Consider the following 12,800-nt stretch of genomic DNA (forward strand, 5'->3'; position numbering starts at 1 on the left):
AAAAAGGGGTCGCATCACGCGGCCCCTTTTCGGTTTCCATAAGCTGTCAAGCTTACTGGTTCACGAATGTGTCGATGGCCCCGCGCATTTCGCCGGCGCTATCGCCATTGCTCAGCATCTGCTGAACCAGGCGCAGTTCGGCAATGGTCAGGTTTTCCAACCCTTCCGTTTCGATACCACGTGTGGACAATTCACTTTCCAGTGCTTCCATCAGCGCGTCGATCTCTGCCTCCATGGCAAAGCTGGCGGTGGCAAGACCAGCGGACAATGAGGCCGCAATGGCCAGTGCACTCAGTGTTGCTTTCATGATCAGTCTCCTCAGAGTGTGTTTGGTTTCAAAACTGCGGGTTTGTTCCGCGATGTCACCATCGACAGCCTTGGCTCCGGGGTAAAAACACCATTTTCCTCACGCCTGATCGCGCAGGGTTGGATTGTCAGGCCGAGACCGTGACCCGCTTGTGAGTGCAGCGGCGGGATATGATGCAAACATCTGAAATTATTATGTAACTTTTTTCACAAATTCTCAGGATCTGTGATCCGCATGTCGGGCGTAAATCACAGATCTGTGCTGGGTTTCGCAAGTTTCACGACAACACCTTTTCGTGGGTCAATTACTTGTGAAACAGCGGGCTGCGCCTCTTCACCGATGCGTCAAAAAACCCCCTGACCGTGTTACATGGCAGGGGGTTCGATGCCTGAGAAGGCGCGCGGGATGGAATCGGTTTTGGGTCGATCCTTGCGGATCAGGCGGGCTGAAAATCCAGACTTGCCCCGTTGATGCAATGCAGCAGCCGTCCCTCGATTGCCACCATATGGCCCAAATGGCTGCCACAGCGGCGGCAATGCGCCTCGACAAAGGCCCGCGCTCCGTCTGCGCCCGGCATCGGGCTGATAATCACCTCGGTCTCATCCATACTGGCCTCCTCTTCTGACGGTTGCGGGCCGTTATCAATGCCGGTCAGTACTGCATTCTGTCTGGAATGCTCGAAAAAGACCCAGCCAATGGGCAGGATCACTTTCCAGTCGCTGTCATAAAGGGTCAGATCGCAGCCACGACAGCAATAAGTTCCGCTGCGGCTTTCTTCCCAAAGCGGGCTGGATCGTGGAATTTCGGTCTGGTTCAGCCGCAAGATGCGAAACTCCGGCTCGCTCAGACGATGCAGCCATTCAGGCAGGCTGCGGGTAACTTCATATTGGAAGTCTTCCGACCCTTCGATGGTTGGGCTGGCATTGGCATGGGTCGGTTCCGCCAGCAAACCGGCGGCAGAACTGATGGTGACTGCGGCCAGAAACTGGCGGCGGGGGATGTGCGTTGGCAGCATGGTGAATCTCCTGATTTTACAGGGAAAGCCTAGCGCTGATACCTGCTAACAGCCCAACCAAGCCTGCGTGACGGATCGTGATGGAGAAATCGCTTTTTGGTGACATGCCCCGGGGCCTGATACGGTCATTCCGCAGCGTTGATGCCGGTATTCTTGACCATAGGGAGGTGAGCGCGAACCATTGGGGAAACAGGTCTCCGGGGCGGCGTCGGATTTGTACAGGGGCTGCATGGCACAGATTTGAAATGATGCCCTTCATCCCGCGCTATAACTGTGGCGCGGCATGCCCGACCCGGGCATCGCATTCTGCGCTGACGCCATTCATGAACGCACCCAGATCATCGGCCAGCGCCTTGGCCTCGTCAGCTTGTAACCGGCGGGGAATGTCGCGTTCCCACTGCCGCCACATCAGACTGAGCTTTGTGAAAGGGGCCGGCCACATCAGCCGGTCCCAGCTTGACCAGCTCAAGTAGCGCCGTGCCGAGAAGGTAAACACAAAAACCGGTATTTGTGTTGCCCGCGCCCATTGAATCGGGGTCACCTTGGCCACCCGCGCCGGGCCTCTTGGCCCATCGGGCGAGATCCCGATCGAGATCCCGTTCTGCAACCCTTTGAGCACTTCACGGATCGCACCTGCCCCCAGCATTCCATGTTTCATCGGCATGGTTTCATAGCCGAAAGCGCGGTGAATCCAGCCCATCAGCCGCCCGGCACGGCTGTTCGAGGTCAGGCTGCGGCAGGGGGCCTGGGTCAGGTCGAACATCCAGGGTGTCAGCATCAGACGCTGATGCCAGCAGACAATCAGGACCGCGCCATGGGTCTCTATCGCCTGCGAGACCGCCGCCCATCCATCCTCATCACAGCGGGAACTGGCCCGCACGAACCGCATGTAAAGGCCGAACAGCCCGGCCACGGCGCGGTTTGCGGTCGGATGATCAGCGATGCGTTTGCGGAGGTTCATATGCCTTGGCGGATTTGATTTCGGAATGTGGTTGAAATGGGCGATTGTGCGGTGCGGGTCAATCCTATAGCGGTTTGCATTCGATCTTTATCGAAAACCGCTGCCTCTCCCCTTCGGCTCAAACGCGGTTTTCGATGGGGATGCCTCATATAAACGCAAAACGCTTTAATATGCGGGTCCGACATGTGGGCGCTACATACTGGCGGCACGTTCATTCGCCGGTTAGGGTGCCCCGGAACCGGACAGGAAGAGTGGAGTGTCGAGATGGCGGAACAGGCAGAAATCGGGCTGATTGGTCTGGGCACGATGGGGGCAAATCTGGCGCTGAACATCGCCGAAAAAGGCCACCGTATCGCCGTCTTCAACCGTACCTTTGCCCGCACCCAAGGCTTTCTGGCCGAGGCAGGCCCGCTTGCGGACCGGTTGCTCCCGTCTGAGACGCTGGAGGCGTTTGTCGCCAGCCTGAGCATGCCGCGCCGGATCATTCTGCTGGTGCCTGCGGGGCAGCCCGTCGATGATCAGATCGCGACCCTGAAACCGCTGCTTGATCCCGGTGATCTGATCATTGATGGCGGCAATTCCGACTGGCATGACACCAATCGCCGTGTGGCCTCTGCCGCACCGCTTCTGCATCTGGGTCTCGGAGTGTCCGGCGGGGCCGAAGGCGCACGCCATGGACCGTCGATGATGGCGGGCGGCGCGGCGGAGGCCTTTGCCATGGTCGCCCCGGTGCTGAAAGCCATTGCCGCCGATTTCGCAGGCAGCCCCTGTGTGGCCCATCTGGGGCCGGGGGGTGCGGGGCATTATGTGAAAATGGTCCATAACGGCATCGAATATGCCGATATGCAGATGATCGCCGAAATCTACGGGCTGATGCGCGACGGGCTGGGTATGGGGGCTGCTGATATGGCCCCGATCTTCGCGGGCTGGAATGAAGGCATATTGCAGTCTTACCTGGTCGAGATCACAGCGGACATCGCAGCCGCCACAGACCCGGAAACCAGCCGACCGATGCTGGATGTGATCGCCGATCGCGCAGGCCAGAAAGGCACAGGCCGATGGACGGTGATGGATGCCCAGGAACGTGGTGCGCCGCTTTCTGCGGTCGAGGCGGCGGTGACCGCGCGCATCCTGTCCTCCCGTGCGGCGGATCGTGTTTCGGGCGAGGCGCTTTTCGGTTCCGGGCCATCGCCCCTGCCACGCGACGCGTTGAGCCAGACAATGATGGAAGGCGCGCTGATCGCCGGCAAGGTTCTGGCCTATGCGCAGGGGTTTGAATTGCTTGCCAAAGCCAGCGCCGAGGAAGACTGGGCCCTGCCGATGCCAAAGGTGGCCGAGATCTGGCGCGCGGGCTGTATTATCCGGTCGGCCATGCTGGACGATATGGCGGCCGCCCTAGGTGAGGCTGCCGACCGCTCCCTGATCATGGCCCCCTATTTCGCGGGCCTTCTGATCGAGCACCATGGGGCATTGCGCCAGACCGTCAGCCTGGCATCGGCCCATGGTATCGCGGTGCCAGCCTTATCCGCCGCATTGGGGTATTTCGACACGATGCGCACCGCGCGGGGCACCGCCAACATGCTTCAGGCACAGCGTGACTTCTTTGGCCAGCACGGGTTTGAACGGCTGGACCAGCCGGGTCAGACCGGGTTGCACGGCCCCTGGGGGTAAGTGTTTCGGATTATGCCCCGTAAGCCCATGGGTCGTAGGGATGGAAAACTCCAGTTTTCCACGTGGAATTCTGGAGAATTCCGCCTCAGACCGCTATTATTGATAAAGGATCAGTTGATCAGGCCTTCGCGCCGGAAAACCGCGTTGATCCGCTGGCGCAGGTAATTCCGCTGGATCTCGCCCCGGTTGCTTTGGTCCAGCAGGAAATAGATCTGGACGATACCCGCGCAGGACAAGGCCTGAACCGGAATGTCATGGTTCAGTCGCGGTAAGCGGGCCTCGACGGATCTGATAAGCTGACCGGAGCATTCATGGGCCCCCTGTGCCTGGGCCGCCGGTACGCTTATCGGCAGGGCAAGGGCCAGGGCGGCGATCAGGGCAAGGGCGGTTCTGTGGGCATGTGACATAAAAGGCCTTCGAGGCTCAGCGGCGTCTGATCAAGACATGAGGCGCGACGCAGGCATGGTCAACCCACGGCGCGTAACGCTTTCGCGTGATGCCGGTGTCGCCGGTTTGCCGGATCATCGCCTGCGGCACCTGTCCCGCCAAATTCGATGGGCGTGCATGGTCGGCCTGTGATCTGCCTCTTTGCGGCTTGCAATGATGCAGGCCCAGGGCTAAACGAGGCTCCGGTCTAGGGGTGTAGCTCAGTTGGTAGAGCATCGGATTCCAAATCCGACGGTCGGGGGTTCGAGTCCCTCCGCCCCTGCCAGACCTCAGGGCCAGACCCCAGGGCCAGACCTCAGGGATTGCCAGAAAAGCCGTATGGATTGCTGTCGCCCGGCTTGCGCGCCTCGCATGTGATGCGTATATGCCCCGCAATACCCGCGAAGGATCGGACAGAGCCATGGCCATGACCAACCCGTTTCAGTTTCTCCAGCAGACCCGTGCCGAGATTGCCAAGGTTGTCTGGCCCGGTCGCCGCGAGGTGCTGCTGACCACCGTTATGGTGTTTATCATGGCGTTGCTGGCCGCGATCTTTTTCTTCGGTGTCGACCTGTTGATCCGCCTGGGCCTGGAGCAGATCCTGAACATGTTCGGCTAAAGCGTTTCGACTTTATGTTGAAACGGCTTTCGCCTTTGGCTCAAACGCGAAAGCCGTTACACTGTCTCACTATAAAGTCGAAACGCTATAGCAGGGAAATCGGGTCAGAAAACCTGCCCCGACCCCTTGATTTTCCAAGGCCCGGGCGGTAGGTCACACGCGACTTCCCCAATGATAGCGTGCGTCGATTCGTGATGCGCGCTGTTTTTTATTGATGGGGCGCGGATTAAGTCGTTGAGATGATGGTAATTTTCCGGTTGCTGCGGGCGCCGGTGCGAGGGACGGGCAAGACATGGCGAAACGGTGGTATTCGATCAGCGTGCTGTCGAATTTCGAAAAGCGCATTGCCGAGCAGATCAGAACTGCCGTGACGGAGAAAGGCCTCGAAGACGAGATCGAGGAAGTTCTGGTGCCCGAAGAGGATGTGATCGAGGTGCGTCGCGGCAAGAAAGTCACGGTGCCGCGCCGGTTCATGCCCGGCTATGTGCTGGTGCGGATGGAGCTGACCGACAGCGCCTATCACGCAATCAACTCGATCCCCCGGGTCACCGGGTTTCTGGGCCCGCAGGGCCGCCCGATGCCGATGCGCGATGATGAGGTGAATTCGATCCTCAACCGGGTTGAGGAAGGTGAAGCCTCGCCGCGCAACACCATCACCTTTGAAGTGGGTGAGAAGGTCAAGGTCAATGACGGCCCGTTCGAGGATTTCGATGGTATGGTCGAGGAAGTGGATGATGAGAACCAGCGCCTGAAGGTGATGGTCTCGATCTTTGGCCGGGCCACCCCGGTCGAATTGGAATATACGCAGGTCGCAAAGCAGATCTGAGTTCAGGGAATGGTGGGCACCTGCCCATCTGATGGCGGCAACGCCAATCATCTGTGGGAGGCGAGGGCGCGCGCGTCTGAACCGGACCACGCGAAGCGACAGGGCCGGATCGCGTTCCGGTTCTCAGGGTGGGCGCTCTGCCTGCCGATGACAAAAGGAGAGGCCGGATGGCCAAGAAACTTGCTGGAACGATGAAGCTCCAGATCCCGGCCGGTCAGGCCAACCCAAGCCCGCCTGTTGGCCCGGCTCTGGGTCAGCGCGGGATCAACATCATGGAGTTCTGCAAGGCGTTCAACGCCAAGACCCAGGAGATGGAACAGGGCAGCCCCTGCCCGACAATCATTACCTATTATCAGGACAAATCCTTTGCGATGGAAATCAAGACGCCGCCTGCGTCTTATTATCTGAAGAAGGCCGCTGGCCTGAAACCCGTCGGCAAGCGCAACCGCCCGCGTGGCGCAGAGGCGCCCGGTCGTGAAACGGTGGCCTCGGTTACGGTGGCGCAGGTGCGCGAGATCGCCGAAGCGAAGATGAAAGACCTCAGCGCCAATGACGTCGAGGCTGCCATGAAAATCATCGTTGGCTCCGCCAGCTCGATGGGTATCGAGGTAAAGGGGTAAATCATGGGTAAGCTTGGAAAACGAAGCACTGCGGCCCGTACGGCCTTTGCCGGCAAGACCGATCTGAGTGTTGAAGAGGCTGTTGATCTGATCAAGGCCAGCGCGACCGCGAAATTTGACGAGTCGGTCGAGATTGCGATGAACCTGGGTGTTGACCCGCGCCATGCCGACCAGATGGTGCGCGGCACGGTGACCCTGCCCAACGGCACCGGAAAATCGGTTCGTGTGGCCGTGTTCGCCCGTGGTCCGAAGGCCGAAGAGGCCACCGCGGCAGGCGCTGATATCGTAGGGGCCGAAGACCTGATGGAAACCGTTCAGGGCGGCACCATCGAGTTTGATCGCTGCATCGCCACGCCCGACATGATGCCCATCGTGGGCCGTCTGGGTAAGGTGCTGGGCCCGCGCAACCTGATGCCGAACCCGAAAGTGGGCACGGTGACCATGGATGTGAAAGAGGCCGTGGAAGCGGCCAAGGGTGGCCAGGTGCAGTTCAAGGCCGAGAAGGCCGGTGTCGTGCATGCGGGCATCGGCAAGGCGAGCTTTGATGCCGAGAAGCTTGCCGCGAATATCCGCGCTTTTGTGGATGCGGTCAGCAAGGCCAAACCTGCCGGGGCCAAAGGGTCCTATATGCAGAAAGTTTCGCTCAGCTCCACCATGGGGCCGGGTGTGACGGTCAGCGTGGAAAGCGCGACCGGCAATTGAGATTGCGGGCAGGCGCATTGCCTGCCTGACAGGATTTGCCCGGTTCGCCGGGTGAATGGCGGGGCCATCAATACGGCCCCGTTCTGTCCGAGACGGAGGGTGTGGCATCCGCCACATAATTCCTTCCTGAGATGGGACGCGAGAGACGATTTCCGGGGGCAACCTCGGGCGATCTGGCCTCGGGACCCTGACTTGGACCCGAAGTGGTTGGGGCAACCCAGCCAAATATGAGCCGGGAGGGAAACCTCCCAATTTGGAGTGAAACTGTGGATAGAGCCCAGAAAGAGAAAGTGGTCGAGGAACTCGGCCAGATCTTTGAAAGCTCTGGCGTCGTCGTGGTCTCGCACTACGAAGGCCTTACGGTTGCTGAGATGCAGGACCTGCGCGCGCAAATGCGTGAAGCGGGCGGGTCCGTGCGTGTCGCCAAGAACAGGCTCGCCAAGATCGCCCTTGAAGGAACGCCTGCCGCTGGCATCGCCGACCTGATGGCGGGGATGACAGTTCTGTCCTTTTCCGAAGATCCTGTGGCTGCGGCCAAGGTCGCGGACGGGTACGCCAAAAGCAATGACAAGTTTGTCATTCTTGGCGGCACGATGGGCGAGAACCTGTTGGATGCTGACGGTGTGAAGGCCGTTGCGAAAATGCCGTCGCGGGAGGAGCTTATCGCTTCGATCGTGGGCTGCATTGGCGCACCTGCCAGCAACATCGCCGGGGCCATTGGCGCACCTGCTTCGAATATCGCGAGCATTCTGTCTTCGATCGAAGAGAAGGCAGAGGCCGCGTAAAGCAACTTTGAGACCTGTCGTAGGGCCTGGCCCTTGCGATGTTGGAACACAAACCTACATACGGAAACCGTTAACATGGCTGATCTGAAAAAACTGGCAGAAGAGATCGTGGGTCTGACCCTTCTCGAAGCCCAAGAACTGAAAACCATCCTGAAAGACGAATACGGCATCGAACCCGCCGCTGGTGGCGCGGTGATGATGGCCGGGCCTGCCGGCGATGCCGGTGGCGCGGCTGCGGAAGAGCAGACCGAATTCGACGTGATCCTGAAGGCCGCTGGTGCCTCCAAGATCAACGTGATCAAGGAAGTCCGCGCCCTGACCGGCCTGGGCCTGAAAGAAGCCAAAGAGCTGGTTGAAGCCGGCGGCAAGGCCGTCAAGGAAGGCGTCAGCAAGGATGAAGCAGAAGAGGTCAAGGGCAAGCTGGAAGCAGCTGGCGCCGAGGTCGAACTGAAGTAAGTCCTGTGCCTGCCTGCGGGCAGGATGCAGATATCTGGCTGGATCCGGGCAATGCGCCCGGGTCCAGCCGACCCTGTCTTAGCGAGGGCCCGTTGGAAAGATGGGCGGGTCTTCCCTAAGGCGGTGTTCAATGGATCGGGAGCTTGCCGGTGGGACGGTGGGCATGAATTGGTCCGAACCCGTTTGTTTCAGTGTGTGGCCGCGTCGGTGCCCCGACGGCGTGTGCGGCACGAGGAAACGGAAAGGTGTTTGAGAGCATGGCTCAGACCTACACAGGCGCGAAACGTATTCGCAAATTCTATGGTAAAATCCGCGAAGTTCTGGAGATGCCGAACCTGATCGAGGTTCAGAAATCTTCGTATGATCTGTTCCTGAAATCCGGCGATGAACCGCAGCCGCTGGATGGCGAAGGCATCAAAGGCGTGTTCCAGTCGGTGTTCCCGATCAAGGATTTCAATGAAACCGCCGTGCTGGAATTCGTGAAATACGAACTTGAGCATCCGAAATATGACGTCGAGGAATGCCAGCAGCGCGACATGACCTATGCGGCGCCGCTGAAGGTGACCCTGCGCCTGATCGTGTTTGATATCGACGAGGATACCGGCGCGAAATCGGTCAAGGACATCAAGGAGCAGGACGTGTTCATGGGCGACATGCCCCTGATGACCCCCAATGGCACCTTCATTGTCAACGGCACCGAGCGGGTGATTGTCAGCCAGATGCACCGCAGCCCCGGCGTGTTCTTCGACCATGACAAGGGCAAGACCCATTCCTCGGGCAAATTGCTGTTCGCCTGCCGCATCATCCCCTATCGCGGCTCGTGGCTGGACTTTGAATTCGATGCCAAGGATATCGTGTTCGCCCGGATCGACCGCCGCCGGAAACTGCCTGTCACCACGCTTCTCTATGCCTTGGGGCTGGATCAGGAAGGCATCATGGATGCCTATTACGACACGGTCGATTTCAAGCTGAAAAAGAACAAGGGCTGGGTCACCAAGTTCTTCCCCGAACGTGTGCGCGGCACCCGCCCGGTGATGGATCTGGTGGATGCGAAAACCGGTAACGTGATTGCCGAGGCCGGCAAGAAAGTCACGCCGCGTGCGGTCAAGCAGTTGATCGACGAGGGGAAAGTCACTGATCTTCTGGTGCCCTTTGATGCGATTGTCGGCCGTTTCGTCGCCAAGGATATCATCAATGAGGACACCGGCGCGATCTATGTCGAGGCCGGGGATGAACTGACCTGGGAACTGGATAAAGACGGTGAGGTGACCGGCGGTTCGCTGAAAGAACTGATGGATGCGGGCATCACCGATATCCCGGTGCTCGACATCGATAACATCAATGTCGGCCCCTATATCCGCAACACAATGGCCGCGGACAAGAACCTGAACCGCGAAACCGCGCTGATGGATATCTATCGCGTGATGCGCCCGGGGGAGCCGCCCACGGTTGATGCGGCCTCGGGCCTGTTCGATCAGCTGTTCTTCGATGGCGAACGGTATGACCTGTCAGCCGTCGGCCGGGTCAAGATGAACATGCGTCTGGCGCTGGATGCCGAAGACACGCAGCGCACGCTGCGCAAGGAAGATATCATCGCCTGCATCAAGGCGCTGGTTGAACTGCGCGACGGGCGCGGCGATATCGACGATATCGACCATCTGGGCAACCGCCGTGTCCGCTCGGTCGGTGAGTTGATGGAAAACCAGTATCGCGTCGGCCTGCTGCGCATGGAACGTGCGATCAAGGAGCGTATGTCCTCGGTCGAGATTGACACGGTGATGCCGCAGGATCTGATCAACGCGAAACCGGCTGCGGCTGCGGTGCGTGAATTCTTTGGGTCCTCGCAATTGTCGCAATTCATGGACCAGACCAATCCCTTGTCGGAAGTCACCCATAAACGCCGTCTTTCGGCGCTTGGGCCGGGCGGTCTGACCCGGGAGCGTGCGGGCTTCGAAGTGCGCGACGTGCACCCCACCCATTACGGCCGGATGTGCCCGATCGAAACGCCGGAAGGCCCGAATATCGGCCTGATCAACAGCTTGGCCACCTATGCGCGGGTCAATAAATACGGCTTTATCGAAACGCCCTATCGCAAGGTCGCGGATGCCAAGGTGACCGATGAGGTCCATTACATGTCCGCCACCGAAGAGATGCGGCACACGGTGGCCCAGGCCAATGCGACGCTCAGCGAGGATGGAAAATTCCTCAATGATCTGGTGTCGACCCGGAAATCCGGGGAATACACGCTCTCGCCCCGCGAGAATGTGGACCTGATCGATGTCAGCCCGAAACAGCTGGTCTCGGTGGCCGCCTCGCTGATCCCGTTCCTTGAGAATGACGATGCGAACCGGGCGCTTATGGGCTCCAACATGCAACGCCAGGCGGTGCCGCTGTTGCAGGCCGATGCGCCATTTGTCGGCACCGGGATCGAAAGCGTCGTGGCCAAGGATTCAGGCGCCGCGATCATGGCGAAACGCGGCGGCATCATCGATCAGGTCGATGCGCAGCGGATCGTTGTGCGCGCCACCGAAGATCTGGAACTGGGGGATGCGGGTGTGGATATCTACCGCCTGCGGAAATTCCAGCGGTCGAACCAGAACACCTGCATCAACCAGCGCCCGCTGGTGAAAGTCGGCGACAAGGTTTCGAAGGAAGAGGTGATTGCCGATGGGCCTTCCACCGATATGGGGGAACTGGCGCTTGGCAAGAACGTCATCGTCGCCTTCATGCCGTGGAATGGCTATAATTACGAGGACTCGATCCTGATTTCCGAGCGGATCGTGCGCGATGACGTCTTCACCTCGATCCATATCGAGGAGTTTGAGGTTGCCGCCCGTGACACCAAGCTTGGCCCGGAAGAGATTACCCGCGACATTCCCAATGTGGGCGAGGAAGCGCTGCGCAACCTCGACGAGGCGGGGATTGTCTATATCGGCGCCGAAGTGGGCCCGGCGGATATTCTTGTCGGCAAGATCACCCCGAAAGGCGAAAGCCCGATGACGCCGGAGGAAAAACTGCTCCGCGCGATCTTTGGCGAAAAAGCCTCGGATGTGCGTGACACATCCCTGCGCCTGCCGCCGGGGGATTTCGGCACCGTGGTCGAGGTGCGTGTCTTCAACCGCCACGGGGTGGAGAAAGACGAACGCGCCCTGCAGATCGAGCGTGAAGAGGTGGAACGCCTGAGCCGTGACCGCGATGATGAGCTGCACATTCTGGAGCGCAACATCTATGCGCGTCTGAAGGGGATGATCCTCGGCAAGACCGCCGTGAAAGGCCCCAAAGGCGTCAAATCCGGTTCGGACATCACCGAAGAGCTTCTGGAAACCCTGTCTCACGGGCAGTGGTGGCAATTGGCCCTTGGTGAGGAAAAAGACGCGGCCCATGTGGAAGCCCTGAACGAACAGTTCGAGGCGCAGAAACGCGCATTGGATCACCGATTCGATGATAAGGTCGAAAAGGTGCGCCGGGGCGATGACCTGCCGCCGGGTGTGATGAAGATGGTCAAGGTCTTCATCGCCGTGAAGCGCAAATTGCAGCCGGGTGATAAAATGGCCGGGCGTCATGGCAACAAAGGTGTGATCTCCAAGGTTGTGCCGATGGAAGACATGCCGTTCCTGGCCGATGGCACGCCGGTGGATTTCGTGCTGAACCCGCTTGGGGTGCCAAGCCGGATGAATGTGGGCCAGATTCTGGAAACCCATATGGGCTGGGCGGCCCGTGGCATGGGCCTGAAAGTCGACGAAGCGCTGCAGGAATATCGCCGCTCCGGCGATATGACACCGGTGCAGGATGCGATGAAGATCGCCTATGGCGAGGATGTCTATAACGACGCCACCGCCGGGATGGAGGACAGCCAGATCCTTGAGGCGGCCTCCAACGTCACCCGTGGTGTGCCGGTGGCCACCCCGGTCTTTGACGGGGCGAAAGAGGCGGATGTGAACGATGCGCTGCAACGCGCAGGGTTCGATACATCCGGTCAGTCCGATCTCTATGATGGCCGCACGGGGGAGCAATTCTCCCGTCAGGTCACGGTGGGTGTGAAATATCTGCTGAAACTGCACCATCTGGTCGATGACAAGATCCACGCACGCTCCACCGGGCCTTACAGCCTGGTCACGCAGCAGCCTTTGGGCGGTAAAGCCCAGTTCGGCGGCCAGCGCTTCGGGGAAATGGAGGTCTGGGCGCTGGAAGCCTATGGCGCCGCCTATACCCTGCAGGAGATGCTGACCGTGAAGTCGGACGACGTGGCCGGACGGACGAAAGTCTATGAGAGCATCGTCAAAGGCGAGGACAACTTTGAAGCCGGCGTGCCGGAAAGCTTCAACGTGCTTGTCAAAGAAGTCCGCGGCCTCGGCCTCAACATGGAACTCCTGGATGCGGAGGGGGAGGAATAACGGAATTCGCAAGAATTC

12 protein-coding genes and 1 tRNA gene are annotated in these 12,800 nt (G+C 59.6%); 9 read left to right on the forward strand and 4 right to left on the reverse strand.

The genetic code is table 11. The features are described from left to right. Positions 1 to 52 precede the first annotated feature (52 nt). The 3 genes from E2K80_RS17550 to E2K80_RS17560 all read right to left on the reverse strand — a co-directional run bounded on the left by E2K80_RS17550 (position 53) and on the right by E2K80_RS17560 (position 2,283). Positions 53 to 307, reverse strand: a complete 255-nt coding sequence (locus E2K80_RS17550; protein ID WP_135376173.1) for a hypothetical protein — start codon at positions 305 to 307, stop codon at positions 53 to 55. Between the two features lie 436 nt (positions 308 to 743). Next, positions 744 to 1,322 (reverse strand): peptide-methionine (R)-S-oxide reductase, encoded by a 579-nt coding sequence (locus E2K80_RS17555; protein ID WP_135376174.1) that lies wholly within the window; start codon positions 1,320 to 1,322, stop codon positions 744 to 746. Between the two features lie 265 nt (positions 1,323 to 1,587). Further along, a complete protein-coding gene (locus tag E2K80_RS17560) occupies positions 1,588 to 2,283 on the reverse strand; it encodes a lysophospholipid acyltransferase family protein (RefSeq protein ID WP_135376175.1) in 696 nt (231 codons plus the stop codon). A 183-nt stretch (positions 2,284 to 2,466) separates the two neighbouring features. Here E2K80_RS17560 and gndA point away from each other — a divergent pair, with 183 nt between their 5' ends. Then, positions 2,467 to 3,954, forward strand: coding sequence for an NADP-dependent phosphogluconate dehydrogenase (gene gndA, locus E2K80_RS17565; protein WP_338014559.1), 1,488 nt, complete (start codon positions 2,467 to 2,469; stop codon positions 3,952 to 3,954). Between the two features lie 110 nt (positions 3,955 to 4,064). Here the strand turns inward: gndA and E2K80_RS17570 are convergent, their stop codons facing one another. Beyond that, complete coding sequence (locus E2K80_RS17570; protein WP_135376176.1) at positions 4,065 to 4,361, reverse strand: hypothetical protein; 297 nt, start codon at positions 4,359 to 4,361, stop codon at positions 4,065 to 4,067. A 229-nt stretch (positions 4,362 to 4,590) separates the two neighbouring features. Here E2K80_RS17570 and E2K80_RS17575 point away from each other — a divergent pair. The 8 genes from E2K80_RS17575 (at position 4,591) to rpoB (ending at position 12,782) form a co-directional block, all read left to right on the forward strand. Then, positions 4,591 to 4,666, forward strand: a tRNA-Trp gene (locus tag E2K80_RS17575). Between the two features lie 135 nt (positions 4,667 to 4,801). After that, on the forward strand, positions 4,802 to 4,999 hold the full coding sequence (secE, locus tag E2K80_RS17580; protein ID WP_135376177.1) for a preprotein translocase subunit SecE: 198 nt from the start codon (positions 4,802 to 4,804) through the stop codon (positions 4,997 to 4,999). A 292-nt stretch (positions 5,000 to 5,291) separates the two neighbouring features. After that, positions 5,292 to 5,825: a transcription termination/antitermination protein NusG gene (gene nusG / locus E2K80_RS17585; RefSeq protein ID WP_135376178.1), complete on the forward strand. Its 534-nt coding sequence runs from the start codon at positions 5,292 to 5,294 to the stop codon at positions 5,823 to 5,825. Between the two features lie 167 nt (positions 5,826 to 5,992). Beyond that, complete coding sequence (gene rplK, locus E2K80_RS17590; RefSeq protein ID WP_135376179.1) at positions 5,993 to 6,445, forward strand: 50S ribosomal protein L11; 453 nt, start codon at positions 5,993 to 5,995, stop codon at positions 6,443 to 6,445. Positions 6,446 to 6,448: 3 nt separating this feature from the next. Then, the gene (gene rplA / locus E2K80_RS17595; protein WP_135376180.1) at positions 6,449 to 7,147 is read left to right on the forward strand and encodes a 50S ribosomal protein L1; all 699 of its coding nucleotides are present in this window, start codon (positions 6,449 to 6,451) and stop codon (positions 7,145 to 7,147) included. 266 nt (positions 7,148 to 7,413) lie between these two features. Further along, the gene (gene rplJ / locus E2K80_RS17600) at positions 7,414 to 7,932 is read left to right on the forward strand and encodes a 50S ribosomal protein L10 (protein ID WP_135376677.1); all 519 of its coding nucleotides are present in this window, start codon (positions 7,414 to 7,416) and stop codon (positions 7,930 to 7,932) included. Between the two features lie 75 nt (positions 7,933 to 8,007). Beyond that, positions 8,008 to 8,388 carry a 50S ribosomal protein L7/L12 gene (gene rplL / locus E2K80_RS17605; RefSeq protein ID WP_135376181.1) on the forward strand — a complete coding sequence of 127 codons (381 nt, stop codon included), beginning with the start codon at positions 8,008 to 8,010 and terminating at the stop codon, positions 8,386 to 8,388. 257 nt (positions 8,389 to 8,645) lie between these two features. Further along, positions 8,646 to 12,782 (forward strand): DNA-directed RNA polymerase subunit beta, encoded by a 4,137-nt coding sequence (gene rpoB / locus E2K80_RS17610; RefSeq protein WP_135376182.1) that lies wholly within the window; start codon positions 8,646 to 8,648, stop codon positions 12,780 to 12,782. Positions 12,783 to 12,800: the final 18 nt, after the last annotated feature.

This window comes from Rhodophyticola sp. CCM32 (assembly GCF_004751985.1).
Lineage (GTDB): Bacteria > Pseudomonadota > Alphaproteobacteria > Rhodobacterales > Rhodobacteraceae > Rhodophyticola.

Bases quoted from the DNA above. Each gene is read 5' to 3' on its own strand.
- gndA (WP_338014559.1), top strand. From the start codon at position 2,467: ATGTGGGCGCTACATACTGGCGGCACGTTCATTCGCCGGTTAGGGTGC.
- E2K80_RS17555 (WP_135376174.1), bottom strand. From the start codon at position 1,322: ATGCTGCCAACGCACATCCCCCGCCGCCAGTTTCTGGCCGCAGTCACC.
- E2K80_RS17550 (WP_135376173.1), bottom strand. From the start codon at position 307: ATGAAAGCAACACTGAGTGCACTGGCCATTGCGGCCTCATTGTCCGCT.
- secE (WP_135376177.1), top strand. From the start codon at position 4,802: ATGGCCATGACCAACCCGTTTCAGTTTCTCCAGCAGACCCGTGCCGAG.
- rpoB (WP_135376182.1), top strand. From the start codon at position 8,646: ATGGCTCAGACCTACACAGGCGCGAAACGTATTCGCAAATTCTATGGT.
- E2K80_RS17570 (WP_135376176.1), bottom strand. From the start codon at position 4,361: ATGTCACATGCCCACAGAACCGCCCTTGCCCTGATCGCCGCCCTGGCC.
- rplA (WP_135376180.1), top strand. From the start codon at position 6,449: ATGGGTAAGCTTGGAAAACGAAGCACTGCGGCCCGTACGGCCTTTGCC.
- E2K80_RS17560 (WP_135376175.1), bottom strand. From the start codon at position 2,283: ATGAACCTCCGCAAACGCATCGCTGATCATCCGACCGCAAACCGCGCC.
- rplL (WP_135376181.1), top strand. From the start codon at position 8,008: ATGGCTGATCTGAAAAAACTGGCAGAAGAGATCGTGGGTCTGACCCTT.
- rplK (WP_135376179.1), top strand. From the start codon at position 5,993: ATGGCCAAGAAACTTGCTGGAACGATGAAGCTCCAGATCCCGGCCGGT.
- nusG (WP_135376178.1), top strand. From the start codon at position 5,292: ATGGCGAAACGGTGGTATTCGATCAGCGTGCTGTCGAATTTCGAAAAG.